The sequence below is a fragment of the Streptomyces sp. NPDC015032 genome (assembly GCF_043080425.1).
In the GTDB taxonomy this organism is placed as follows: Bacteria; Actinomycetota; Actinomycetes; order Streptomycetales; family Streptomycetaceae; genus Streptomyces.
In genome coordinates this window covers 25,554-49,635 of record NZ_JBIBVN010000033.1, presented here as the reverse complement: position 1 = coordinate 49,635, position 24,082 = coordinate 25,554, and the positions used below count along the sequence as shown (strand labels likewise).

Annotated in this window: 18 protein-coding genes; all 18 read right to left on the bottom strand. The window is 68.9% G+C overall.

Annotation, left to right across the window (positions count from 1 at the left end; translation table 11 throughout):
* Positions 1-20: 20 nt before the first annotated feature.
* Entirely contained in the window at positions 21-833 is an 813-nt protein-coding gene (locus tag ACF08M_RS32205; protein WP_392188798.1) for an inositol monophosphatase family protein, read from the bottom strand.
* The gene (locus tag ACF08M_RS32200; protein WP_392188797.1) at positions 830-1,864 is read right to left on the bottom strand and encodes an N-acetylglucosamine kinase; all 1,035 of its coding nucleotides are present in this window, start codon (positions 1,862-1,864) and stop codon (positions 830-832) included. The genes ACF08M_RS32205 and ACF08M_RS32200 overlap by 4 nt, the downstream gene beginning before the upstream one ends.
* Positions 1,861-3,006 carry a 3-dehydroquinate synthase family protein gene (locus tag ACF08M_RS32195; RefSeq protein WP_392188796.1) on the bottom strand — a complete coding sequence of 382 codons (1,146 nt, stop codon included), beginning with the start codon at positions 3,004-3,006 and terminating at the stop codon, positions 1,861-1,863. The genes ACF08M_RS32200 and ACF08M_RS32195 overlap by 4 nt, the downstream gene beginning before the upstream one ends.
* Complete coding sequence (locus ACF08M_RS32190) at positions 3,003-4,898, bottom strand: thiamine pyrophosphate-dependent enzyme (RefSeq protein WP_392188795.1); 1,896 nt, start codon at positions 4,896-4,898, stop codon at positions 3,003-3,005. The genes ACF08M_RS32195 and ACF08M_RS32190 overlap by 4 nt, the downstream gene beginning before the upstream one ends.
* Positions 4,899-4,933: 35 nt before the next feature.
* Positions 4,934-6,469, bottom strand: coding sequence for an AMP-binding protein (locus ACF08M_RS32185; protein ID WP_392188794.1), 1,536 nt, complete (start codon positions 6,467-6,469; stop codon positions 4,934-4,936).
* Positions 6,466-7,485 carry a sugar phosphate nucleotidyltransferase gene (locus ACF08M_RS32180; RefSeq protein ID WP_392188793.1) on the bottom strand — a complete coding sequence of 340 codons (1,020 nt, stop codon included), beginning with the start codon at positions 7,483-7,485 and terminating at the stop codon, positions 6,466-6,468. Before ACF08M_RS32180 ends, ACF08M_RS32185 begins: the two co-directional genes overlap by 4 nt.
* Positions 7,486-7,541: 56 nt before the next feature.
* On the bottom strand, positions 7,542-9,092 hold the full coding sequence (locus ACF08M_RS32175; RefSeq protein WP_392188792.1) for a condensation domain-containing protein: 1,551 nt from the start codon (positions 9,090-9,092) through the stop codon (positions 7,542-7,544).
* A 162-nt stretch (positions 9,093-9,254) separates the two neighbouring features.
* The gene (locus tag ACF08M_RS32170) at positions 9,255-10,493 is read right to left on the bottom strand and encodes a hypothetical protein (protein ID WP_392188791.1); all 1,239 of its coding nucleotides are present in this window, start codon (positions 10,491-10,493) and stop codon (positions 9,255-9,257) included.
* A 772-nt stretch (positions 10,494-11,265) separates the two neighbouring features.
* Positions 11,266-11,577, bottom strand: coding sequence for a hypothetical protein (locus ACF08M_RS32165; RefSeq protein WP_392188790.1), 312 nt, complete (start codon positions 11,575-11,577; stop codon positions 11,266-11,268).
* Positions 11,578-11,987: 410 nt separating this feature from the next.
* Complete coding sequence (locus tag ACF08M_RS32160) at positions 11,988-13,007, bottom strand: hypothetical protein (RefSeq protein WP_392188789.1); 1,020 nt, start codon at positions 13,005-13,007, stop codon at positions 11,988-11,990.
* A gap of 276 nt (positions 13,008-13,283) precedes the next feature.
* Complete coding sequence (locus ACF08M_RS32155; RefSeq protein ID WP_392188788.1) at positions 13,284-13,847, bottom strand: NUDIX domain-containing protein; 564 nt, start codon at positions 13,845-13,847, stop codon at positions 13,284-13,286.
* A gap of 406 nt (positions 13,848-14,253) precedes the next feature.
* A complete protein-coding gene (locus tag ACF08M_RS32150) occupies positions 14,254-14,931 on the bottom strand; it encodes a type I-E CRISPR-associated protein Cas6/Cse3/CasE (protein WP_392188824.1) in 678 nt (225 codons plus the stop codon).
* On the bottom strand, positions 14,931-15,689 hold the full coding sequence (gene cas5e / locus ACF08M_RS32145) for a type I-E CRISPR-associated protein Cas5/CasD (protein WP_392188787.1): 759 nt from the start codon (positions 15,687-15,689) through the stop codon (positions 14,931-14,933). The genes ACF08M_RS32150 and cas5e overlap by 1 nt, the downstream gene beginning before the upstream one ends.
* A gap of 1 nt (position 15,690) precedes the next feature.
* Positions 15,691-16,920, bottom strand: a complete 1,230-nt coding sequence (locus ACF08M_RS32140; protein WP_392188786.1) for a type I-E CRISPR-associated protein Cas7/Cse4/CasC — start codon at positions 16,918-16,920, stop codon at positions 15,691-15,693.
* The gene (locus tag ACF08M_RS32135; RefSeq protein ID WP_392188785.1) at positions 16,917-18,839 is read right to left on the bottom strand and encodes a type I-E CRISPR-associated protein Cse1/CasA; all 1,923 of its coding nucleotides are present in this window, start codon (positions 18,837-18,839) and stop codon (positions 16,917-16,919) included. The genes ACF08M_RS32140 and ACF08M_RS32135 overlap by 4 nt, the downstream gene beginning before the upstream one ends.
* Positions 18,836-20,536, bottom strand: a complete 1,701-nt coding sequence (locus ACF08M_RS32130; protein WP_392188784.1) for a DEAD/DEAH box helicase family protein — start codon at positions 20,534-20,536, stop codon at positions 18,836-18,838. The genes ACF08M_RS32135 and ACF08M_RS32130 overlap by 4 nt, the downstream gene beginning before the upstream one ends.
* Before the next feature lie 245 nt (positions 20,537-20,781).
* Entirely contained in the window at positions 20,782-21,813 is a 1,032-nt protein-coding gene (locus tag ACF08M_RS32125; protein WP_392188783.1) for a helix-turn-helix transcriptional regulator, read from the bottom strand.
* Between the two features lie 361 nt (positions 21,814-22,174).
* Positions 22,175-24,070: a glycoside hydrolase family 15 protein gene (locus ACF08M_RS32120; protein ID WP_392188782.1), complete on the bottom strand. Its 1,896-nt coding sequence runs from the start codon at positions 24,068-24,070 to the stop codon at positions 22,175-22,177.
* Between the last annotated feature and the right edge of the window lie 12 nt (positions 24,071-24,082).

The following is a 24,082-nucleotide window of genomic DNA, read 5'->3' as shown; positions in this document are numbered from 1 at the left end:
GATGTGGTCTCCTGCTTGTCTCAGCTGTGCGTGTGCATCAGGGGCTGGAGGTCTGCCGGGAACTGGGCGGTGGAGGTGGCCAGCCATCCGTCAAGGCGAGTGGGCAGGGTTCGGGCGAGGTCGCGCCCGGTCGGGTCGCGGACCTCTCCTCCAGCGGCGTGGACAGCCAGCGCGGCGGCGGCGTAGTCCCACGGCGCCGCGGTGCCGCGGGCCGCGGGGAGGTAGGCGGCGGCCCGGGCGCGGCCGAGCGCCACGAGCGTCATCTTGACGCTGGCCGTGGGCACGCCGACCACTGGGAGGCCAGGGAGCAGCCGGGTGGCCAGCTCGGTGTGGCGGGGGCTGGTCACCACGGTGTCCGAAGCGAATGCGGGAAGACGCTCCACGTCTCCGGTGACGGCCGGCGCAGACCCGGCGGCGGCACTCACGCGGACGTTGAAGGCAGGCAGGTCCACGATCCCTTGGACGGGCACACCCGATCGGACCAGGCAGACGGCGATCGCGAAGCACGAACTGCCCTCCAGGAAGGGAGCGGTGCCGTCAAGCGGGTCCACCAGAAGACAGTCATCGGGAAGGGGCCCGAGGTGGCGGCGCCTTTCCTCGGCGATGACCGGGAGGCCGGGCCATGCCTGCCCCAGCGCAGCGGTAATCAGGTCCTGCAAGCGTAGGTCGAGCTCGGTGACGGGCTCCATGCCGCCGTGGATGCTGGGCTTGAACCGGATGAGCGCCGGACCTTTGCGGAAGGCTTCGATTTCAGCCGTCGCCTCGTCCAGCACCGGGCCGAGTACGGCCTCCAGAGACGGGTCCCTCGCCGGTAGCGGGTCGTCGCCGGTCACGGGAGGGCTCCTTCGGATGCCGCTGGAGCGGGGTCCGCATGGGTGGGCAGCGCTGCGGCGAGCGACGACAGATCGCCGGGCTTCAGCCATAAATCCCGCAGGCTCAGCAGCTCCTGTGGCCGCTCCCGGGGGGTGCGTCGCAGGACAGCGATGGGCGGCAGCTGTTCCTGCACCCGGGTCAGGAAGTGCCTGCGCAGAAGGGCGGACTCCGTGAGCAGTGACCCGGACAGCATCAGGGTGTATGCCGTGTGGGCGGAGATTCCGGTGGCGCGGCACACCGCGGCAACGCCACCGGCGAGTTCAGCTGCAGCGTTCTCCACAAGCCGGCCAGCGACTCCGTCGCCGGCCTCGGCGGCGTCCAGGACGTGGCGGGCGAAGGAGGCAACGAGCGGCTTGGTGTCCGGGGTGTCGTACACGTGGAAGAAGAGGGCCTCTCCCAAGTCGCCGATGCCGGACGCATCGGAACACCATTGGCGTGCCAGGCCGGTGAGTGTGGTGGCGGGCCCTCGCCCGTCCAGCGACCGGATGGCGGCGCGCAGACCCGCGGTGGCCAGGTCATGGCCTCCGCCTTCGTCGGAGAGCAGCCACTCCAGGCCCGAAGCCCGCGCCCACCGCTCGCCGTTGCGTGCGGCGAACCCGGTTCCCGTGCCGCAGATACCCACGCACACCGGCCCTTCCGCCGCCAGCAGGAGTGGGGCGATGTCGTTGGTGACCAGCACCGGCGCGGCCGGCGGACCGGAACGGGCCAGAGCGCGACGCACCAGCGCGGCAAAGTCTCCGGCTGCCGCACCGGTGGAGGCGGCGCCGTGGGCGGCGACGATTCCCAGCGGGGCCGTACCCGGGGAATCCCATAGCCGGTCGAAGAGGCCGACGAGCGTGTGCACGGCGTGGTCCTCGCCGACCGATCGCGGATTGGTGGATGGCCCCTCGGCGATGGCCAGGACCGTGTCGCCGGTCGCGGTGGCCGCCCAGGTGCGGCTGCCGCCGCCTTCGAGGAGCAGCCAGGCCGACGGCTGTGGCGGCCGGGTCATGAGCGTGTCGCCAGATCGCTGAGGGCCTTATCGAAGGCGGGGCGGTCGATGTCGTCGGTGATGGTGCAATGGCCGGGATGGTGCGGCAGGACGAGGTGAAGGGGGCCGTTTCGGATCCGGCGCACCGTGGACACGCCTTCCCACACCGTCTCTCGCAGGTCCTGCGGAATGGTGATGGGAAGCTGGTAGGCGGCCAGCACATTGAGAATGCGATCCCGCTCCTCCAGGGAGGTCTTGCCGCTGAGGTAGGCGTGCGAGGCTGCGACGGCGGTGCCGGCGGCCACGGCTTCGCCGTGAAGGATCCGGTATCCGGTGGCCGCCTCGTAGGGGTGTCCGATGCAGTGCCCGAGGTTCAGCAGCCGCCGCAGGTCCTTCTGCTCGAACGGATCCGGGGCGAGCAGTAGAAGCTTGGCCTCGATGGCGTCACGCACAATCGCGGTCAGCTCCTGGCCGGTCAGCAGGGTGTGGGCCGTCTTCTCCAGAGCTGCGAACAGCACGGGGTTGGCGATCAGCGCAACCTTGACCACTTCGGCGAGGCCGGCCCGGACGTGCCGCTCCGGGAGGGTGGAGGTCAGCGCAGGGTCGACGTAGACGCCCGCCGGGTGGTGGAAGGCGCCGAGCAGGTTCTTCGCCGTGCCGTAGTCGACGCCTCCCTTGCCGCCGATCGCGGCGTCGACCTGGGCCAGGACCGTGGTGGGCACCAGCGCGTAGGGCACGCCCCGCATGTAGGTGGCCGCGGCGGCTGTGACCAGGTCGCACACCATGCCGCCCCCGACCCCCAGGAGCAGCGTGCGGCGGGTCGCTCCGTTCTGGTGCAGCGCACTGATCAGGTTGGTCAGGCCCTCGGGGGTCTTGCTGCTCTCCCCGGCCGAGACCGGGACAGTGCTGAACGGCAGCCCGGTGTGCTCCACGGCTACGGTGACGGTTCGAAGGTGGTGCTCGGCAGCGCCGGTGTCGATCACGATGACGATCTCCGGCGCCTCCAACTGTGCGGTGAGAGAGCCCAGGTGCGCGTCGAGGCCGGAGGTGGCGAGCCCTTCTGCCAGGTGGATGCGGTAGGCGTCGACACGGTGCGCGCGGACGGCGAAGCTGTCGTCATCGGCGAGCACGGTCAGCCGGGACGAGGACGACGAGGCGCTCACGCGTACTCCTTGCTGATGCGGCCGACGATGGCGTCGGTGGTCAGGCCAGCCGCCTCGTACAGGGCTTTCTGCGGCCACCCGGCGATTCCGTAGGTGTCGACGCCGATGCGTGTCTCGCTCATCCCGGTCCGGGCGTTGGGCAGGAGGTTGCCGAGCACGGAGGACGGCGCGTTGTGGATGCTGACCGCGCAGGCGTGAGCGGGTATCAGTTCCAGCAGGCGCCCAGGGGTGAGAGCGGCGAAGCGGGTGGGGCTGATGATCTCCAGCACGCGCACGCGCCGTTTGTCCCGGCTGGCCAGTGTCTGCGCGGCCTCGACGGCGCGTTCGCGCAGGGCACCAGCGGTCAGGATGACAAGGTCGGGGTCGGGTGCGTCGGCGAGCGTCCACGCACCTTCGTGCAGCGGCCTTCCGGCCAGCTCCGTCAGGGTGTGACGCACGGGCACCGCCTCGTGGGGCAGGCGCAGGTAGGCGGGACGGCCCAAGGACAGGGCCTCGGCGGCCAGGATCTTGGCGGAGTTGATGTCGGCGGCTTCGAAGATCTCCAGACCGCCAATGGCCATGAGCGCGGCAAGGCAGCCGTCGGACTGGACCATCGGGCCCAGCGGGTCTCCGAGACCGCCAGAGGTGCCGACCAGCAGAACCGGCACCTGGGGGAAGGCGATTGACTCGCGGATCTGGTCGAGCATCCGCCAGTAGAAGCCCTCCATGGAGAACAGCACCGGCCAGAGTCCTGCGCTGGCGGCACCGGCCGTGAGGGACGCGGCGTCCTGTTCGGCGATCGCGCACTGCAGGACGTCCGCGCCCGGTGTCTGCCAGTCCCACGACCCGACGTCCTCCATCCGCGCGAGGAGACCGGAGTTGCGGATGGCATCGGGCGCCATCCACAGCATCGGCCCGTCGGAGAGCTCGGCGGCCAGCTCCGCACCCAGCGTCTTCTTCGCCACCACGCAGGCACCGACCTCATGGCCGCGCACCCTGGACAGCAGCTCCGCCCGGCTGGGACGGGCAGGCAGGGCGGCCGCCGGGCGGGATGGTCCGCGCCGGCGCGCCGGTGCGTGGGGGAAGTGCCGGTCGATGCTCTCCACCGCGGCATCGATCAGCGCGCCGGTGTCCCAGTCGGGCAGGTATTCGGGTGCCACGTCGGCGCTGAGGGTGTTGGATCCCTCGACGGCTGCCGCCAGACCGTAGCCCTTGATGGTGTGCAGGATGAGGGCGGTGGGCCGGTCGGCCTCCTCGCGCAAAGCGGCGGTGATCGCGCCGGCGTCGTGGCCGTCGATGTCGACCGTGCGCCAGCCGAACCCTTCCCACCGGGCCGCCCACTCCTCGCGCGGCAGCTTGATGACGCTTCCCGAGCCGTTGGCGTCGACGAGCGCGACAAGGTTGCGCAGCCCCAGCCGGGAGGCGGTCATCGCCGCCTCCCACACCTGGCCTTCGGTGCACTCCCCGTCGCCCAGCAAAACGAAGGTCCGTGTGCCGCGGCCCGTGCGACGGTCGGCCAGGGCCAGCCCCACCCCGTAGGACAGTCCCTGGCCCAGCGCCCCGGTACTCATTTCCATCTCCGGGACCGCGCCGCGCACCGGCATCCGCGGCACCGGGTGCCCGACCTGGCCGAAGCCGACCGCCTGCTCCCAGGTTGTGCCGGGCATCGCGCCGAGCGCCCACAGCGCCCCGTACCAGGGCGCGGCGGCGTGCCCCTTGGAGTAGATCAGGCGGTCCTTGGTCTGGTCGGCGTCGGCGAGGGTGGTTGCCCCGGAGAAGAACAGCGCGGTGATGGCCTCCGTTGCGGACGAGGCGCCGCCGGGGTGCTTGTTCGCGGCGAAGACGAAGGCCCGCAGTCCCTTCGCGATGGTGCTCAGGTCGGTGGCGGTCGGCGCGTCAACAGGTCGATTCATGGAGGGTCATTCCTCTTCTTTGTAGAGGGGTCCGGTCACTGGCCGGACGGGGAAGGGTCGGTAAGTCGGGAGCGGTCGAGCTTGCCGCTGCCGTTCGTGCCGGGCAGGGCGTCGACCGTGAGGAAGCGGGCCGGAACGGCAGCCGCCGGGAGGTGCTGGAGGAGAGCGGCGCGCAGCCCGGTAGGGACGGCATCGCATCCAGGAGCGAGGACGAGGTGGGCGATCAGCTGCGGCGCGCCGCCATCGGCGTCCGCCTGGGCGGTCACGGCCGCCTGGTCGATACCGGACTGCGCTTCCAGGACGGCTTCGACGGCGTGCAGGTGGACGCGGACGCCGTAGATCTTGACCTGGTCGTCCAGGCGGCCGAGGAAGTGCACGATGCTGTCCTCGTCCAGGTGCCCGAGGTCTCCGGTGCGGTAGACGACTTCGCCGTCGGAGCCGAAGGCGAACCGGCCGTCCTCTTCCGCGCTGGCGCCGAGGTAGCCGCTGGTGCCATACACGGTGCGCAGCACGATCTCGCCGGTTGTACCGGCAGGCACTCGTACGCCCGGCGGGTCCTCCACCCAGGCCTCACTGCCGGGGATCGGCCGGCCCAGCGGCTGGATGCCCGCCACCGGCTCGTCCACGCGGTGCCAGCACCGGATGAGCGTGGTCTCGGTGGGCCCGTACTGGTTGATGATTTCGCCCCGGTAGTCCAGTTGCTCCCGCCACCGTGTGACCAGGGTGTCGGTGAGAGGCTCGCCGCTGAACAGCACGGCCCGCAGGAGCGGCAGCCGGACGCCACCGTCGGTCGCACGGAGCCAGGCGCGAGCGACGGTGGGGACCGCGTGCAGCAGCGTGACCCTGCTATCGGCCAGCCACGCCAGGGCCTGACCAGGCGGCATGGGCGCGGGCGGGGGGAGGCACAGTGTGGCGCCTGCGGTCAGCGGCAGCAGCACTTCCCTCAGCGACACGTCGAATCCGACGCCCGCCAAGTGCCCGATCCGGTCACCGGGCTGCACATGGAGGGCGGTGCGAAGCCAGGTAAGGAAGTGCGCAAGGCTGCGGTGGCGGCCGAGGATGGCCTTGGGCCGACCGGTGCTGCCGGAGGTGAAGAACACATAGCCCGGCTCCTCGGGCTGCGGCGGCACACCGTCGACGAGGCGTCCGCAGGAGCTGAGTTGACCGCTGTCCAGCTGCAGAACGTCCACGCCGACCGTCGCGGGTACGGACACGTCATCGAGAGCCAGGACAAGCTCGGCCCCCGCCCGGCTCACCATCCTCGCGCTCTGCTGGGGCGACAGCCCAGGCTCGAGAGGAAGGAGCACGCACCGCTGCGCCAGCACGGCCACCCAGGCCGCAACAGCCGCGAATCCCCGGTGCCCCGTCACAGCGACCACCCGGCCGACGCCGGGCAGCGCCTCACTCAGGGCGGCGGCGATGCCGCAGGCCGCCGCCTCCAGCTCCTGGTAGCTCCACGTCCGGCTGCCCTGCACGACGGCCGCTGCCGTGGGCGTCTCGGCACACCAGCGGGCTATCTGCTCGGCGACACCCGGCCACGGCTGGCCCGCCAGATGTCCCCTCGCGGTCACTCCGTGCCTCCGAAGGGCGCGTAGGCCAACAGCGCCTCGAGAGCCTGTTCGCCCGTTCCGACGACGTCCGAATCGATGCGCGCCCCGGCCGGAACCCGGGCGCCAGGCAGCAGGACGGACGCCGTCACGACCGCCCCAGCGCCGAGTTCGGCGTTCGCACCGATGACAGAAGGACCAACGATGCTCGCCCCGGGGCCGACCCGGGCCCCCGGCCCGATCACCACGTGGGCACCAACCCTGGCCCCGTCACCCACCCGCGGGGCAGGACCGGACAGCGGCAGCGGTGCGGCAGGCGTGAACCCGCGTACGGCTTCTTGATTGCCGGTCAGGAGCTTCGCAGGGGTGCCAATGTCCCGCAGGTACACCCCCTCGCCGGCAGCGAATAAGCCGAGCGTCAGACCGAGCCCCGTCAACCGGGGCAGCACCTCGCTGGAAAAGTCGCAGAACCCCTCGGATATGTAGGGCAAGACCGCCGGATCGACGACCCACGCCCCGGTGGACCCCATCCGCGTACCGGCACGCGGATGGGGCTTGAACGCGTACGCCGCAGCTCGGCCGAGCATGTCCGGATCGGGGATCAGGACATCCCCCTCCCACATCTCCCCGTCCCGGGGCACCGCCGCCACCGTCACGGCCGCGCCCGCCCGGGCGTGATGACCGATGAGGGCTGCCAGGTCGACTCCGGAGACAATGTCCGCGGGCACGACCACGGCCGGTGCCCCGGCGAAGAAAGCCGATTGATCCCGCAGGCTGCCGCCGGTACCCAGCGCGGTGTACTCAGCAAGCCAGGTCACCGGCGTGCCCGCCATGGTGCGCGTCCCGAAAGCCTTCTCGTACAGCGCCAGCGAGCCGCTCGGCACGACGACGCCGATGCCCTCGACACCCGCCGTGTCCAGGTGGTCCAGCACCCAGGCGAGCACCGGCCGGTTCGCCACCGGAGCAAACGGTTTGGGGAGTGCGGGCGTCCACCGGCTCAGCCGGCTGCCCAGTCCGGCAGCCAGTACCAGCGCCTTCATCCTGATTTCCTCCTCTATGAGCAGCGCCGCGCGCCACGAGGACGCGGCTCGGTGCATTACCTGGCGATCCGGGCGCTCGACGGCGCAGTGGCGGCGGAGCGGCACAGCGTCAAGAACTCCTCCGCCAGCGTCCGGACCTGGGTGGGGAAGAGCAGGTCCGTGCGGTACGTCAGGGCCCCGGTAAGACCGCCCCCGGCAGCCGGGGACAGACCAACGCTGACGTGCCGCCGGGCACTGGGCGCCCCCGCCACCGGGACGGGGGACAGCCGCTCACCGCCCAGCGTCGGGGCCGTCAGCGTCGGGATAGCGTTCAGGGAGAACTTCACGTTCGCCACGTCCGGCACGCCCAGGTCGAACAGCACCTTCTCCAGGTGCAGCTCGCGGTGCGCGTCACCCGCCCGCCAGCGGTCCCGGACGTGCTCGGTGAGCTCTCCGAGGGTCCGTGCGCCGGTCAGGTCGCTGCGCGTGAACCGGCCGTTGACGAAGAACCCCGCGACGTCCTCGGTACCGGGACGGGTCCGGCTGGCCGTAGCGCTCGCCACCAGGACGTCCCGTGTTCCTGCCCACCGCCCGACGGCGAGATGGAACAAGGCCAGGAGCATCTCGAAGAGGGAGGCGCTCATCGCCTGCCCGGCGGCGTGCAGCGCCCGGGCGTCCTGCGCGGGCACTTCGAGAGGAAATCGCGCGGCCGGCCCTGCGGGAGGGGCTTCGCCTTGCGGGCCGGACAGCGGTACGCCGCCGGGCGGGTATCCATCTGCTGCACGACGCCAGTAGCCGAGGTGGTGCTCGTGCGCGGCAGCCGACAGGTGCTGACGTTGCCAGCGCGCGTAGTCGGAGTACGCCAGGGCGGAAGCACTCTCGGCATCCGGGTTGTTGTAGAGGACGGCCAGGTCGCGCAGGATCAGGCCCCACGACCACGGGTCCATGACCATCTGGTGTGCGGACAGCGCCAGAACACGCCGAGGCTGAGCACCGATCAGCCCGAGCCGGGCGAGCGACCCGTCCAGCTCGATCGTGGGCGCCGCCCACCAGCTCGTCGCTGCCGCCACGTCGTTCGGGTGCGAGATACGGACCCGCTCCAGTTCCAGCCCTGCAGTGCCGGCGGTTTTCTGTCGGGCGAGCACGCCTCGGCCGCTGATTCGGGACGTCAGGGCCGGGTGCCGGCCCGCGAGACGGGTGGCTGCCGCGACGAGCCGTACTTCGTCGATGCCGTCCGGGAGCTCGACGGCATAGGCGACCTGGTAGCGGTGGCCGACGCAGATGTGGTCCATCACCCGCAGCAGCCCCTCCTGCTGGAAGGACAGCGGGTGTTCCCCCTCCCGCTCCTGCGGAACGATCCGGGCCAGGCCGCGATCCGCGGCGGCCGCCAGGGTCCGCACAGCGTCGTCAAGTCGGGGGTTCTCGTAGAGCCACATCGCGGGCACGTCGAGGCCGGTCGCCATGGCGACCTCACTCACCACTGCGAGAGCTGTGAGTGAATCCCCGCCACAAGCAAAGAAGTCGTCACCGTCGGCGAAGAAGCCAGCTTTCAGGCTGTGTTCCCACGCCCGCCTTACTACGGTCGCGAGCCATCTCTCACTCGGTGCGGCAGAGCTGCTTTCCACCATGATCATCCCCCGGTTTAGGAACATGGAACGGCGGTCGGATCGACCAAGGCCAGGTAAAGCGCCGGACTCCTCGGCGCCAACGTCGTGAGCAGCTGACCCCAGGAGGATGCAGCGCCACCAGTGGGTACGGCGTGGCGATCCTCGCGCCACACGCTGCGCCACTCATGCGGGGCGAGGGGGCGCCAGCACGTCACGAGACAGCTGGTCCCGGAGTTCTTCACCGAAATCGCGTACGGCGCGCAGCTCGGGGTAGCGCAGGCGCAGCCGGTACTCCAGGTGCTCGCTGCGACGGCGAACGGAATCCACGATGCGGCCTCCGCCAAGGGCCTCGCGAGCGGCGGACACGGCCTGTTCCGGGATGCCGAGTGCTGTGTGTGCAAGCGCCAGGTCGAGTTGGGCGATGGCCAGCCGTGTCGGTGCCAGTTGGGGCTGCGGCATCGCCCGGTAGTGACCGATCGCCACCTCGGCGGCGACGACCGCTTCCCGGTGGTCACCGAGCCATATGAGCGAGGACGCTTCGTAGGAGGCGAGAACGGCGGCATCGAGATCAAAGAGTCCGCTGCGATGCAGCGGCAGCCGGTCGCTGTGCGTGCGGACTTGTGCCATGACATCGGTGAAGGCTGAGCGGTTCTTCAGCCGGGCGTTGAGGCGAGCCAGTTGCGCAGTGAGCCGCAGCGCGACGCGGTTCCCCGCCGGCGCCACGGACAGCCCTCGCGTTGCTGCGGCAAGGGCATCGTAGGGGCGTCCGGCGTACAGCGCGTGTGTGCACCGTACGTCCTCTGACCAGGCACACACGTCGAGTGCCTCGGCCTCGATTCCCTGGGCCCACGCGTCGTCGCAGTAAGCCCGCGTCAGTTCGTCTTCGCCCAGGTCATGTGCGATCCAGGCAAGGATGACCGAAAGCATCCCGGCGAGCCGGGTCAGCTCCCGGCCTTCTCGAAGGGTGTGTCGGTGGTGGGTGAGGAGACTGTGGGCACGCTTGCGGCATCGGTCGACCTCCCCCCATAGCTCGCCCAGGGCTTTGGTGGAGTAGAGCGCGCCAAACTGATGCACGACCAGATCGAGATCCTCAATGTCTCCGGGCCTCAGATCCGTGGTGGTTGCCGTCAGAGCGTAGGCGTGTGCCTCCTCGGGCGTGGCCCCCAACTGAGTGAGAACTGGTTCCTTGAAGCCGAGATCCGCAGGCGTCAGAGGATTGGTGAGGGACAGTGCCTTGGTGAGAATCGCCGCCAGATATCGGGGGATGGGGTCTTGAGGCCGACCGCCGTCGTTGATCCAATGCCCCACTCGGCTCCGATCAGTTGCTATCTGGGACTGGCCCTCAGCCGCCGCCATCTCCCGGACCGCTGCCGCCAATTCGTTGTATGGCAAACCTGAACGCCGGACGGCCTCCTCCAGCAAGCGGTTGGGCCGCTTGCTCGTCCGGCGCCTGCCACCCCGGGGCGGGACAACGGCAGGCACGGACCCCGCGGCGGACGGGCTCACGCGAACCGAAAGAGGTAAGGGCGTTGGCGGCTGTTCGAATGTGCGACCGACCATTACAGACTCCGACGGGATGTGGTGACGGGGGCAGGTACGTCGTGTCTCCTCCGCTTGGCCGTTGAGACCGCGGGCATTATCGGGGCGCGCCGGAGGAGGACTCTGCTTGTCATCGTGCTGGCCCCGACCCGTCAGTGCGTCCTGAGGCAGCACGACCCCAGCTTCCGGGGGCGGCGACCGGGTAGGCGATGCGGTAGCCGCACTGCTGAAGCAGGTCAAGCATCGCCTGGACGTCTGCCCTGGCGCGGACGTCGGACAGTCCTCTGCTGAGGCCAAGGGACGCGGTGGCATCCAGCATTGGCAAGTCGGTGTTCATCGAGACCGTGTCGACCAGCGGGTGACCGGTCCGGATGCTGACGGCATCGACACCAGTCGTGCGGGTGGGAGCAGGTTCCATCAAAAACCTCCGGGACAAGCACAGTCAGGGGTGAAGGCGGTGCCGGTCGTGCCATGGTTCCGAGGGGCGGTCCGGCCGCCGACAACGGGGCGGCAACGGCCGGACCGCGAACGGCACCGCCCTCAGGGGAGGGGGTGCCCGCCGCACGTGCATCCCCGGGGCGCCGGGGGCGGTCGTGCGGCCCCGACCCGGCGCGCGGCCCGAGGAGGGCGGCCGCTGTGCAGGCCGGAAGATATGTCAGACGTTCAAGAGGTTCGGGGCGGGCAGGGTGCAGGTGATCTGCTTGCCGACCGGGGTCTGCTTCACGGCCCACCCCGGAGCAAGCGCGTCGATGCCGAGGAGGGCCAGCGCGAGGTCGGGCGTCCAGTGCATCCGGTCGATGCGCTGGGCGGGTCCCTGGTCGGTGCGCCGCAGGCTCGCCGTCGCCGCGAGCGCACCGGGCTGGTCGAGGATGGTGCCGGTGTGCAGGCCAAGGTCGGTGAAGACCGGGCGGGTGCCGCCGGTGAGGATCTCATCCGGCCCAGCCGCCGATGTCGCCCACGCGTCCATCGCGGCAGCTCCTGAGCACACGCCGGGATGGGTGGCTGCCACTCTCGTCCTCGCCCTCGCCGAAGCTTGCGACGCCCCCGGGCAAGCCGCTGACCGTGCACTGGGTGTCCTTGACCTCATCCCACCCGAGCGGCTCAGGGTCACGGCCCGCACCCGCCTCACCCGCCTCGAACGGGCGCTTGGTGCAGACGGTCCGGGGACCGAACTGGCCGCGCGCCTGCGCAGCCTCCCTCCGCCCGTCCGCGTTGACGGGACAGCTGCATAGTTCTCGACCCTCGCGTAAAGCGACATGACCTGTGTGGGATACGGCGTCTGCCGTCACAAAGGGCCCGGGGGCTGGAAGGGCGGTCTGGCCCGCACATGGAGGCCCGGTTCCTCGCTCATTCGGGCGGTCAATGGCGCCATCGCCTTCAGGCTGGCACAGGCTGGCCATGGCCGCCGGTGGGGTCAGGGGCCTGTGTTCCCTCGTGTCCGCCGTTACCCGGGTGGCAGTACGGGCACCAGGGGTAGTACATGCGGTGGAAACGGTTGACGAACGTCTGCGCCACGGAGAGTGCGTTCATGACGAGAATGATCGCCGGGGCGATGGGTGTACCTCTGTAGGACAACAGAACCGTGGCAAAGACGAGAGCGGCGATCCAGTCGAAGCGTTGGCCCTTGTGCCACACCGCGAAGACCCAGCTCTTTGCGGCTGCGTACTCGGGGGCGTCGACCCGGAACTCAGCGACGCACGGCTCGCACAGGGTGCCGCTGTGCCGGCAATCCGCGATGAAGGCCGCCAGTACTAGGAAGAACGCGAAGATGGTGATGCTGCTCCAGCGGCTGGGCTCTGGGACGAAGACGACCGCGCAGGCCATGGCGACGATGGCGCCGACGACGAACCAGTGGCTGCGGTGGCAGATCAGGCGCAGTCGCCGTGCGAGGCGCAGTGGGCGTGCAGAGGTCTCACGGGGTGGAAGGAATTCGGCGTGCCGGGCTTTGAAGAGGTATGCGGCCAGGAGGCTGAGACTGATCCACGCCACACCCGCGGTCATGGTGGCCCTGCGGAGCGAGATTGCGTTGTTTGGCTGCTCTCCCCTGTACGGCATGAACACAGGGGTGGCAATGATGAAGAGAATGAGAAAGCCGACGACGAGGGGCCAAATGCGGGCGTAGGCGAGGACGAGCCTGTAGCGGCGTTTCTTCAGGACATCGGGGTTCCTCGTTGCACGCGGGCAGGTGGGCTCGATGCCGTGTCCTCCAATATGGAGGGTCAGGAGGATCACACTCACCCCCAGAAGTCCCCACTGGCCTACGCTGAACAACCAGTGCATGTCATTGAGTGACGTCATCTCCACGACCACTGGCAGCAATAATGCGATGAGGAACAGCCCGCGGCACGCGAGCCATCCGACGAAGCGATTGGTCGTTGCGAAGTAGATCCCGTTCACAGAGTTTTCTGATCCTTTTCGAGAGTGACGTTCAACTTGACGCCCATCGCGTTGGCGATGCGGAGAAGCGTGGTGAGGCTTTGAAGATGGGGTGTCAGGCTGCCGAGATTGCCGCGCCGACAAAGTCGCGAGCGGGCTTGGGACAGCGTCAGACGGTACGTGTGCAATGCGTGGTCACCTGCGGCTTCAGAAGGCGGTGTCAAGCCGGGTTTCGTGTCCGTCGATGACGGTTCAGCACTCCGGCCCGTAGGGCCAGCGGCTGGAGTCTGAGCTGACTCATCTACACGGAGTGGTCCGGCGCCCATCGCGCAGATAGGCGATGTAGGAGCCAGCCTCCGCGGCCAGGGCCGCTTCCACGCGCCTGCGCAGGCGCTCGGGAAACCGAGCGAGGGCCTCCTCGTCCGCGACAAGGGCAGCACCATCGATCTCGTCAGTCTGAAGCGCAAGATCGTCCGTCGTCCGTACGTTCTCAGGCAGCGTGAATTGGTAGATGAAGGTGATCAGCGGCCGGCCGTAGACCGAGGCCGGAGTCGTGTCCACGGCCAGGAGGCGGCCGAGCGGCACGCCCGTCACCCCGAGCTCTTCACAGAGTTCGCGCAGCAGGCCATCCTCCGGATCCTCGTCGTCGTTCATCCCGCCAGGCAGGTCCCATCCGGCTTTGTATGGCGGGTCGATAATGAGCATGCGCCCGTCGGTGGTGCGGACGATGGCGTCGGCCGCGGCCAGAGGCCCCGGATGCGTGGCCAGAAAGGCGACCAGCTCTGGGGCCGCCTCAGGCGTGTGCGAGTGCTGGGTGGCGAGTTGTGAGCTCGGTGGGATCGGCGTGGTCGTGTTCTGCATGAGGTCCGGTCTCTTGTTGGGTTCGGGATCGTTGATCGGATACCGCCGCTGAAACGCTGGTTGGGGGCGCGTTAGGGGGCGAAGAACCTGACGGCAAGTGGGGGTCGTGTTCCTGGCGCGGGAATGCCCCATGCCGACGCGGCCTCGGCAGGTGACTACCTTCAGCCTCTTCTGCGTCGGACGCCCACGTAGGTGGTGTTCGCGAAAACCGTGCCGTGCCGATCTGATGGGTCGATATGGTCGTCAGGTCAGATCGGCATGGGCACTTGATGTGTGCATAGCCCCACGTGTTGTGAGGAAACCAAGGCCACTGAAAGCCGGCTAACGCGGAGAACGGTGCAACCCCACTGGTGTGGGGATAGTCGCGGGCCGTTGCCCCAGGCCAGGGTCCTTGGCGAAGCGCTGATCATTTTACCTGCCGGATGCGTAGCAGTCCGCACCCGTAGGCCTTGGCCGGCCCGATACCTTGCAACAGTGCCTGGGCAAGGCGGTCAGGGGCAACAACTCGGCAGCGGGCAGCCATGTCCCGGTAGACGGCGGTGATCGTCCCCCCTGTCTGTCTGTGCTTTCCGGCGAGGCGCACTCCTTGGCCCGGATCGACCTGGTGAGGATGTGTTTCCAGGCCGCTGCGGGCGAGGTGCCTGCGCAGCCAGGCTGAACCTTCTTCAGGAGTGGCAAGAGCGACGCGCCGTCCGGCGCGTCTGACGATGGGGTTGGCTACCACCTGGACGTCTATGACGTCATCGACGTCGAGGACGTGGTGCACGGGGAAAGTACGTGCCTCGGCGAGGTGCCCTTTCATGACGAGGGGTTCCCAGTTGGGAACCGTGGGGGACTGGACGAGAACACGTTCGGGCAGTGCGGCTGTCCGGTAGCCCGCGTAGCGCACGGGGGCGCCGCGTTGCGCGGCGTACAGGACATGGGGCGGGCGCACGATTGGTTCGGTCGTTGAGGGGTGTGGTGTCCGGAAGCCGGAGGCAACCAAGGAGTGGAGTCGGTGCACATCGTCGCAAGCCTCTTGCTGGCTGGGCGCGAGGGTCAGGGCAGATCTCCAGCTTGTGAACGCGTGAGGGCTTGAGTTCATCATGGGCATTCCGTGTCGAGGGCGTGGTGCGGGGGAGGCTGGACAGCCGATGTGCGTAGGAACATGGTTGCGTGCATGCGGTGTGCGAAGGTGGCAGGCGGCTGTTCAGGGCTGGGGACTGCGCCGGCCGACGGCAGGGTCTCTGTCCATACGGTGGGTCGTGTCGTGGTCGCTTCTGGAAGCAGGGGGACGTGGCTGGGCCACTGGTCAGGGCCGTGCGGGGTGGTGCCGTGGGCGACCGGGAACGCGGGCGGGCAGGAGCGGCGGCCCAGGAAGAGGAGCCGGGCGGGCCGGTGAAGCGCGTGATCGATGGATCGCAGGAGCTGCTCGTTCGCGGAGCTCAGCCCGGCGAGGAAGGCGGCGTCCGCCAGGTAGTGCTTGGTGATCAGGACCGCTCCGCGGCTGCCTTTCTTACTTGACGTGCGCAGTGAACCGTCGCGCGCTGCGACCGGGTCCCGGGGCGCGCCGTACAGGGCGCTCGTGTCAGGTGCTGGCAGTCCGGGCGCGTTGGCGGGGAACGTGCCGCCGCCGGCGGTCTGCTGGTCGGTCATCTGCATGCCGGGGCGATCCGCGCGCACGGTGAAAACAAGCTGTGCCAGTTCGTTGAGCGGGGCGTTGAGGTCGAGGCCGAGGGCGTTGGCGATCAGCCCGACAGTTGCGCTCTTGGTAGGGCGTGACCGGGTGGCGCGTTCTTCCCAGTGAGAACTTGTCCCGTATGCCTGCATGGGGCCGGACAGGCGAAGCAGCACAGTTGGCATGTCACCAGTCCTCCACTGTCAGTTCTTCGGGGAGTGGTGGCGGATGCTCCCCGGCCGGCGCGCTCCACAGGGCGACGCCACCGCGGAGCCCTGCGTTACGAAGGCGAGTGGCGAGCCGTTGGGCGGCTTCGATGCCAGCCGGCGGTGATATCGGCGATTCGAATGCTGGAGCAGCGGTGAGTGCTTGGTCGCAGGTCGCGATGACTGCGAGGATCGGGCGCGGCGGGGATCCGGTGCGGGACCGTTTGGACGAGGGCAGACTGCGGACGACCGCGTTGGTCCAGCGACGCTCGGCGCGTTGGGCGAGGGCTTCCACCGTTGCGCCGTCCTCCCCCGAGTGGGCCAACGTTTTCCGCAGTTGGCGTCGGTCGAGCGCTGCCTGCCGGTAGAGAGTTCCCGAGACGAGGTACTGCTGGCCGAGCATTCCGGCTCCGGAAAAGACCCCGCCGTCCTGGTAGTCGTCCTTCGCCGTGAAGTCGTCGCTGAACAACTGGAGCGGGTCGACGCTGAAACCGTGGGCGACATCTGTGGCGGAGTCGACTCTGCCGTAGGGGATTTCGGGGAGGAAGCGGCCGAAGACCGCCAGCTCCTCCACGGTGCCGGGTGCGAGGGTTGCCCGTGCGGCGGAGACGAGAGAGCCGGGAAGGGCGGCGGCGGGACTGTCCTTCTTTGCCGGGGTGTCTTGAGCAGTGGCTGGGGGAGAGATCGCGTCGGCGATGAGCTCTTCCATCTGCTCCCGAGCGTTGCGGATTTTGTCCCAGTGGGACGCCACCAGGCGGCTGAGACGAAGTGCGGTGTCATCCGGGACGTAGGTCAGCGCCCTGGTTCTCCCCGGATCGGTGAGGTTGATACCCAGGCCGGTTGCGGTGACGATGAGCGCTGCGGCGGGTACGGCGTCTGCGGGGTCTTTGCCATGGTCCTCCTCAAGGTGCTGGGCGATCTTCGTGGGCAACAGCCGTGTGGAGAGGGCGTTGTGGGCGTCGTGAGTTCCGTCGGTGCGCATAAATTCGCGGGCGGCTCTCACGAGGGACTGGGAGGAGACCCGCATGCGGTCGACGCCGCCGTAGGGGATCATTTTCGGCAGATCGTTCATGTCCCGGTTGAGATTTACTCCTGCCAGGGTGGTGAGAGAGTGCACCACGACGAAGGGGCCGGGGGATCGTGTGACATCGGTGATGTCCTGGTCGGCGGCTGTGGTGCAGCTGCTGAGGTCGGTGGTGTGGGCTGTCATGCGGTGCCGGCTCCGTTCCGCGTGGGGCTTGAGCGCTTCGCGGGGGAGGTCGGGAGCGGCTGCCGGCAGTAGAACTGTGCGTGCCACCGTTCTTGAATTTCCGGGCCCCAGCCGGCCAAGTCGTGCATGAGGCTGTTCCAGCGCGGAGTCATCTGCTGGGCCGCTGCGTAGCGGATCTGGCCCAGCAGCAGTGGCCTCAGGTCCTCGGCGCGGCGGGTGCGCAGCATCAGCGTCATGGCCGCGCGGGTCGGGCGGTGCCGTGACCCGAGGCGTTTCTGCGTGCCAAAGGCGCGCATCAGCCTGGGCAGGGGTGCTTGCCCGTATGTGGCGGCGGAACGCTGGAGCCGTTGGTGGGTGGCGAAGAGACTCGCGGTCAGCATTCCGGCGTAGTGCCATTCGTCAGGGACGAGCCTGGTCACTCGCGGGTAGGCGGGGTTGCTTGGGGATGGCTGGACGGCCCAGCGGCGCAGATGTTCCATGAGATCGCGGGTGTGACTGCTACGGGCCCAGGCACCAAATTTTCTGGTCAGTTCGAAGGCCGGATCGTCGCGGTCATCCAGTTTCTCCGCAGGTTCGTCGAACGGGCTGTCCGCGGTGGTGAACAGGCTTTCGTCGAGCAGGTCGGGCAGGCGTGTCGGGTCAGGCAGTGATCTGGTGACCAGCATGTGCTCTTGGGCCTGGTCTGTTGCGTTCATGAAGGTCTCCTGGGACAGGTGCGTGGAACCGAAGCCGGGAGCAGCTGTCTTGGTTCGCTGGCGGACGCGCATGATGGTGGCGGCTGCCCGCTTTCCCCGGGGATCTGAGAGCAGGGAGCCGGGCAGGAAGACGTGCCGGAGGTTCTCGATCTTCTTTTTCGTGTGGACGTTCAGCCCAGTGACACGCACATCCGGTATCGGACTGCCGGCGGCCGCCGCCTGGCGAGCCGCGTGTGTCCAGCTTCCTTCGGGCGCCGTCCACCAGCTGTGCAGCAGGGGCGCCAGATCCTCCTCGCTGGTGACCGATCTTGCGTGCAGCCGGTGCCCGGCCTCAGTTGTGGCCATGTCGACCGGGAGGTGTTTCGCACCAGCTATGGGCGGCCAGCCCTGGGCAAACATCGCTCGCTCCACGCTGCCGTCCGGGCGGGGTATCAACAAAATCCTTCGGTGATGCCACGTCAGAGCATCCACCTCGCCGTCGGGAACCAGGCCGCCTTCGCCGTCGGCGCCATCCGCGGACGGCGAAGGCGCCTCGCGGGGGGTATAGGTCCAGTGCGCAGTGCCCGTCCGGCCGCCGGGCAGAGGGATCAGCCGCCAGGCAAGCATCTGTGCCACCGGCCCGTCCGGCTGAATCACGAGCCCACCGCACGCGGTCGCGGGACGTCCGTAGTTGCACCCTTTCCCGTAGACCGACTCACTTGCTGAGATCCGACCGCCGAGACACCACATCTGCTGGACCAGCAACAACTGTGCCGCCCGAGCCGCAGACACCGGCTCACGGACGTGCAGGTGTCGATGGTCGGACAGGAGAGGCCGTCTGATCGCCGCAGCCGGGTCCAGGTACTGGACCGGAACCCCGGCATCAGGCCCCACGACCGCATGCAGTGAGCCGTCCTGGAACAGTGGCGTTCGCGGATGAAACAGATCCAGGTCGGCCGCATGGCCGCAGACCCAGCGCACCGCCGGTGCCAGGTCGATGCCGTGGCGGGCCTGGTGCCCGTACTCCTGCCACCCCGACGGACTGCATCCTGCTGCATACGCGACTGTGACGAGAAGACGGGCTGTCGCCGCCCACAGCAGAGGATCGGCCGCTGTGAGACGCACCTCGCCCGCCCTCTCCAGCACCTCCGACAAGGAGAGCCGCTCAGCGCATCCCGACCGGTCCGCAACGTCGATGAAGGAGAGCGCCGCCAGACTCGTGGGAGACGGTGTCCCTGTTGTCACGGGGCCTCCTCGGGGGCATCTGGAGCGACAAGCTGCGCCGCCAGGTCGTTCAGCACACGGGCATCCTCCGACGCCCGCTTGAGGGCCTGGGTGCCAGCCGCGGCCCGCAGAGTCCGGGCCAGCCACGCTTCCTCCGTGGTGCCCGGAACGTACACGTACACCGTGAGTGAGCGCTGCCCGTCTCGCTGGGTCCGCCCCTCCGCGTGCAGTGTGCGCCTCCCCCCGGTCAGAACATCGGCTATCACACAGGCCCTGGGTGTCTTCGTCGCGTCCCTTCCGCGACCGGCGCCACCGCGTTCACCGGCCTGCAGATTGATGCCTTCAAGAGCGTTGACCACGGCCACCGTTGCCAGACCGCCCTGGAACGCCTGCCGCTTCAGTTCCCGGTTGGCGCGGTCTGCACCAGTGATCTCTACGACCCGGTCCGGCAGACCCCGGGCCTTCAGCGCCGCTGCCGTGTGACGGGCGATGGCTGAAATGCTGTCGAGATACCAGGCCGGGACCACTACCTGGCAGCCTTCCTCAACGAGACCCGCGACGATCTGCGCCACCTGCGGGGCCTTGAGGAGCGATGCCTTCTGCACATTCCGCAATGGCTCGGACTGAGCTGCGTTGTCACCTTCTCGAGGGTCGTTGTCGTGCGTCGTGTCCAGGCCGTGCGCCGCCTGGAATTCATTCCAGGCCGCCTCGTACATCTTCTGGTCGCCGGGCGGCAGCTCGACCGGCCGCAGCTCCCTTGTCTGCATGGGCAGTCCCAGTTCTTCAGCTGAAGCACTCGCGCCGACTCCGCTGGAGTACAGCAACTTGTCCAGCAGCGCCACGTCTCCCCGGTTGAGGTCGTGAGTCCAGCGGCCTTTGTCCTTGTTGAGCTCGAATCCGAGCAGGCCCAGCCATTTCACGTAGTCCCCCCTGGCCAGCCGACCTGGTGCAGCAACTCCTGCGGCATGCGCAATGAGAGCACTGGCATACCCCGTCTCCACCGGTGAGGAGAACGGGGTCGCGGAGGTCCACACGCACCACGGACGCCTCTTCGTCTTCGGGTCAGGTGCGGTGAGCCGGTCAACCAACTGCGAGCGCTGAGACATGGGGTCGGCCAGCATGTGCGACTCGTCCAGGATTACCGCGTCGAACACGACACGCGGAACACCCGAGGCGGCTGCGTAGGCGGCCGCCGTCTCCGCCGGCAGAGCGGCGAGACGGTGTAGCGGGTGCTTGAACAGCCGCCACAGCTGTTCAGGATGGATCACCACCCACCGCTTCCCGCCGCTGCCGAAGTACCGGATCAGATTGCGCCATGCCGGCACGACATCCAGCCTCGTCACCACGAGGACGGTGCGCAGGGAAGAGACACCAAGTGCTCCGCAGATGGCCATTGCAGTCTTCCCCGAGCCTGTCGGATACGCGAGGAGGAAACCGGGAGCCCGGTCCTGGTACGCCTGCATCATCAGGCGAACCGGTTCGGTTTGATGGGGCCGCAACGCGGGCCGCTCCCGGACAGCGGGAGGAGGAACGAGACGTCCGTTCAGAACGTCCTGGATCAGCCATTCCCAGGAGAAAGTCTGCGCTGCCCAGGGTGCCAGAGGTTTGGGCAGCCGACGCCCCCTGAACACCGGATACCCCCAGGTGTCATCGCGCTGAACCCCCGGAAACGTTGGCGCTCCCTGCCGCAGAACGAACGCGTATGTGTCTCCCGGCATGCCGGGCTTCTCTGCCCGGATCACGGACGGGCCCTCCATGGGTTTCATTGGCCTTCCGCCGGGCTCAGACGGGGTTGGAATTGCGGACATGTCTTCCGTTCAGGCGGCTCGGACGGATCAATCGATGGGGCTCAGCGGCCTGCGTGTCGAACAGGCCGGACGCTGGCGTGGGTTGCTTCAGACGGGGCTTCTGCGGTTCGTCAGCCAGGGGCGTATGACCTGGTCAGAAGACGCACTGCGGGGGATCATTCCTTGGCGTGTCGCGTGCGCTGCGGCGTTTCCCCAGTGATCAGTGGCATGAGTGTGTCCGGGTTCCACCAGACGGCAGGTGGCACCGCCCAGTACAGGGGCCCGCTTGTCGTGGTGTGCGGAGGCAGGTGCAGCACGGTGCCGTGCCGCAGGACGCGGCTGCCGGCATATCGCCACTGGTCGGGAAGCGAGCCGGGCCGAAGCATGAAGACCGTGTAGCGGCCCTCGCTGCTGGCGAGAACGGGCCCCCACTGCAGGGGAGGGACTTTGTCGTCGTGGAGGCGCTGAAGCACGTCCCGGCACACCTCAACGCCCACTCGCACCGGCTGTACGTCGTTCCCGGCGACGGCAGTACTTCCCCGCAGGTACCTGAAGGGACGTCTGGTGTCGGTCTTCTGGGCCGGCAGGCCTTCGGGCAGGAGCTTCAAGGGGTCGGCGACCAGGGGCCGGGGTCGGGGGGCCGGCCGCGGCCGGGACTGTTGCAGGAAGGGCCGGCCAGGCGGAATCGGCTGATACGTGCCTGACTTGATGTCGGGTGCGGCAGGCACCGGTACGGAGCCCGGCGGTGGGCTGACTCCCTCTCGGCCGCACAGAATGCCCGCCGCGAACGCGAGACCGAGCAGTCCGCAGTCGCTGAGCCCCATGGTGCTGCGGACATTGTCCAGCGCCTCCTCGACGACACCTACGGGCATGTCACTGGCCCGGGCGATGGTCGTGGCCAGCTCCTTGTCGGCCACGTCGTAGCGCAGTCCGCGCAGCACCAGGCAGGTGAGCTCATCCAGCAGCCCGGTCGGCGGCTTGGGCAGCCTGGACAGATCGACGTCTTTGCCGGCCAGCACGTAGTACGTGAGTGCGCGCTCGGTTACCGTTCCCGCAGAGATTCGTGCGTCCCGCAGATGGGAGCGCGCGCCGCCGGCGGATATGCCCAGTTCGTCAGCGATCTCATAGGGGTCGAGGCCGAGGGCGGTGAGTGCCACCACTTGCCTGCGGCGAGGTGAAAGACACGGGGGATCGGCCTGCACGGACATCACAGCCCCACCTGCCGGACGGGGGCGGAAACGGACTCCGGGCCGGCGCAGGTGACAGCTGGCAGTTCGCGCACGGACCGGGGAGCGCATGCGGTCGACGGGGCCCACTCGCCCACGGGCGCCTCCAGCGGGTTCACCACGTACCGAGAAGTCCGGCCGGGGCCGGGGTGGGGGTCAGGATGTGGCTGCATGCCGTGGTCCTCGAGTTCCTGGATCAAGCAGAAGGGGGCCGGGCGTGGTGGGCCCAGGACGGCGGTCACGCCGTGCCCACCGAGCCAGCGAAGGAGTTCGGGCAGCCTTGTTGCTGCCCGCCTCGTGCGAGCACGGCCGAGGGCACCGGGGCGTAGTGTGCGCGACCTGGTCACCGGACAGCCGATTCCGGCTCACCAGCTGCGGGAGCTGCAGTGATACGTTGGCGCGGCATCTGGGAGAGGGCATCCTTCACGGCCCGCTGCCGTTGATCGGCGACAGCAATCGCGAGTGCCGTGTCGATCAGCGGCACATGGCTGAAGGCCTGCGGGACGTTGCCCACCTGGCGCTGGAGCCGGGAGTCCCACTCCTCCGCGAGCAGGCCCAGGTCGTTGCGCAGGGACAGCAGCCGCTCGAAGAGCTGGCGGGCCTCGTCGATCCGGCCGATCATCGCCAGGTCGTCCGCCAGCCAGAACGAGCAGGCCAGGAACGCGCCCTCGTCGCCCTCCAGGCCGTCGACGCCCGCGTCCTCGCCCGAGGTGGGGTAGCGCAGTACGAAGCCGTCCTCGGTGGACAGTTCGCGCTGGATCGCCTCGATCGTGCCGATCACGCGCTTGTCGTCCGGGGGCAGGAAGCCCATCTGGGGGACCAGTAGGAGCGAGGCGTCCAGTTCCTTCGAGCCGTAGGACTGGGTGAAGGTGTTGCGTTCCGGGTCGTAGCCCCGCTCGCAGACGTCGCGGTGGATGTCGTCGCGAAGTTCGCGCCACCGCTCCAGCACACCGGGGGCAACGTAGGCGCCGCCGGACTCGATGAGCTTGATGGTGCGGTCGACGGCGACCCAGGCCATCACCTTGGAGTGGACGAAGTGGCGGCGCTGCCCCCGTACCTCCCAGATGCCCTCGTCCGGCTCGTCCCAGCAGTCTTGGAGGAGGCTGACGAGCCGCAGCCACAGGTCGGTGGACGGGACGTGCGGTTTCAGATCCGGCTGCCGGGCCAGGGACAGGAAGTCGATGACCTCGCCGTACACGTCCAGCTGGAGCTGGCCCGCCGCACCGTTGCCGACCCGGACCGGGCCCGAGTTCTCGTAACCGGGCAGCCAGTCCAGCTCGGCCTCGCCCAGCTCGCGCTCGCCCGCGATGCCGTACATGATCTGGAGGTTCTCCGGGTCGCCGGCGACGGCCCGCAGCAGCCACTCGCGCCAGGCGCGGGCCTCCTCGCGGTAGCCGGTGCGCAGCAGCGAGGAGAGGGTGATCGCGGCGTCGCGCAGCCAGGTGTAGCGGTAGTCCCAGTTCCGGGAGCCGCCGATGTCCTCGGGCAGGGAGGTGGTCGGCGCGGCGACGATGCCGCCGGTCGGCGCGTACGTCAGGGCCTTGAGGGTGATCAGGGAGCGGACCACGGCCTCGCGGTAGGGCCCGTGGTACGTGCACTGCTCGACCCATTCGCGCCAGAAGTCCGCGGTCGCGTCCAGCGAACCCTCCGGGTCCGGCAGGGCCGGCGGCTCGTGGTGCGAGGGCTGCCAGCTGATCGTGAACGCGATCCGGTCACCCGGTGCGACCGTGAAGTCGGAGTACGTCGTCAGGTTCTCGCCATAGGTGTCGGCGGGGGTGTCCAGCCAGACGGAGTCCGGGCCCGCGACGGCGACCGTACGGCCGTCGACCTTGTGCACCCAGGGGGTGACCCGGCCGTAGCTGAACCGCATGCGCAGCTCGGAGCGCATCGGCACCCGGCCGCTGATGCCCTCCACGATCCGGATCACCTGTGGGGCACCGTCACGCGGCGGCATGAAATCGGTCACCCTGACCGTTCCGCGCGGGGTGTCCCACTCCGATTCCAGGATCAGGGAATCCCCGCGGTAGCGGCGGCGGTCGGCGGAGGGCGGCTCGGCCCCCTCCTCCCGCGCCGGACCCAGGCGCCAGAAGCCGTGCTCCTCGGTGCCCAGAAGTCCCGCAAAAACGGCATGCGAATCGAAGCGGGGAAGGCACAGCCAGTCCACTGTGCCGTCCCGGCAGACCAGGGCGGCGGTCTGCATGTCTCCGATGAGTGCGTAATCCTCGATGCGCCCGGCCACGTGCGTCCTCGA

Coding starts and splice junctions, on each gene's coding strand:
- ACF08M_RS32200 (WP_392188797.1), bottom strand. CDS start 1,864: ATGACCCGGCCGCCACAGCCGTCGGCCTGGCTGCTCCTCGAAGGCGGC.
- ACF08M_RS32165 (WP_392188790.1), bottom strand. CDS start 11,577: ATGGACGCGTGGGCGACATCGGCGGCTGGGCCGGATGAGATCCTCACC.
- ACF08M_RS32155 (WP_392188788.1), bottom strand. CDS start 13,847: ATGCAGAACACGACCACGCCGATCCCACCGAGCTCACAACTCGCCACC.
- ACF08M_RS32150 (WP_392188824.1), bottom strand. CDS start 14,931: ATGAACTCAAGCCCTCACGCGTTCACAAGCTGGAGATCTGCCCTGACC.
- ACF08M_RS32130 (WP_392188784.1), bottom strand. CDS start 20,536: ATGCCGGGAGACACATACGCGTTCGTTCTGCGGCAGGGAGCGCCAACG.
- ACF08M_RS32125 (WP_392188783.1), bottom strand. CDS start 21,813: ATGTCCGTGCAGGCCGATCCCCCGTGTCTTTCACCTCGCCGCAGGCAA.
- ACF08M_RS32140 (WP_392188786.1), bottom strand. CDS start 16,920: ATGACAGCCCACACCACCGACCTCAGCAGCTGCACCACAGCCGCCGAC.
- ACF08M_RS32190 (WP_392188795.1), bottom strand. CDS start 4,898: ATGAATCGACCTGTTGACGCGCCGACCGCCACCGACCTGAGCACCATC.
- ACF08M_RS32175 (WP_392188792.1), bottom strand. CDS start 9,092: ATGGTGGAAAGCAGCTCTGCCGCACCGAGTGAGAGATGGCTCGCGACC.
- cas5e (WP_392188787.1), bottom strand. CDS start 15,689: ATGCCAACTGTGCTGCTTCGCCTGTCCGGCCCCATGCAGGCATACGGG.
- ACF08M_RS32180 (WP_392188793.1), bottom strand. CDS start 7,485: ATGAAGGCGCTGGTACTGGCTGCCGGACTGGGCAGCCGGCTGAGCCGG.